The organism is Mesotoga sp. HF07.pep.5.2.highcov (genome assembly GCF_003666285.1).
In the GTDB taxonomy this organism is placed as follows: Bacteria; Thermotogota; Thermotogae; order Petrotogales; family Kosmotogaceae; genus Mesotoga; species Mesotoga prima.
Genome location: NZ_JFHJ01000147.1, coordinates 1 through 758 on the forward strand (window position 1 = coordinate 1; position 758 = coordinate 758).

Here is a 758-nt window from a genome sequence, read left to right on the forward strand (position 1 = left end):
TCTTCTGAAATCGCCTTTTTTATCCACCTCGCATTCAAGCTCGCTTCATTCATACCCACCAAGCCTATAGTTGAGAAATGGTTGTCAAAGTTCTTTAAGTATCTCTTCGTGTATGGATAGAGACCTTCGTTATTCAATTTCTCGACTACTGCTCTCTTGATTTCGAGACTCCTACTCGAGAGGTCCATCATTTTTGAAAGTCTTGCGAAGAACTCTTCTTCGTTCTTGCTCAAATATGCGATTCTCGGAAGGTTGATCGTTACAACTCCAATCGATCCAGTAAATTCGTCTGAGCCGAATAGACCTCCGCCCCTTCTTTTCAATTCTCTCTTGTCAAGCTGAAGCCTGCAGCACATGCTTCTTACGTCATCGGGATCCAAATCAGAGTTGATGAAGTTCTGGAAATACGGGGTACCGTATTTGCTGGTAATTTCGAAAAGAAGCTTTGCGTCTTCATCTTCCCAATCGAAGTCTTTCGTAATATTATAGGTTGGTATCGGATACTGGAAGCCCCGGCCGTTAGCATCTCCTTCGTCCAAAACTTCAAGGAAGGCGCGATTTATCATGCGCATCTCTTCCTGACAATCTCCGTATGTGAAGTCCAGGGCCTTCCCACCAACAATTGCAGGCTGTGTCCTCAATTTGGTCGGGACTACCCAGTCCAGCGTGATGTTTGTAAAGGGTGCCTGCGTTCCCCATCTCGAAGGAGTATTTACTCCGAAGACAAAGGACTGGATGTTTTGCTTCACCTCTTTGAG

General features: G+C 45.3%; 1 protein-coding gene. It reads right to left on the bottom strand.

Annotated features, from left to right (window positions below; genetic code table 11):
• A partial coding sequence (gene nrdD / locus BG32_RS02900) for an anaerobic ribonucleoside-triphosphate reductase (protein ID WP_310793863.1) occupies positions 1-758 on the bottom strand: 758 nt, incomplete at both ends.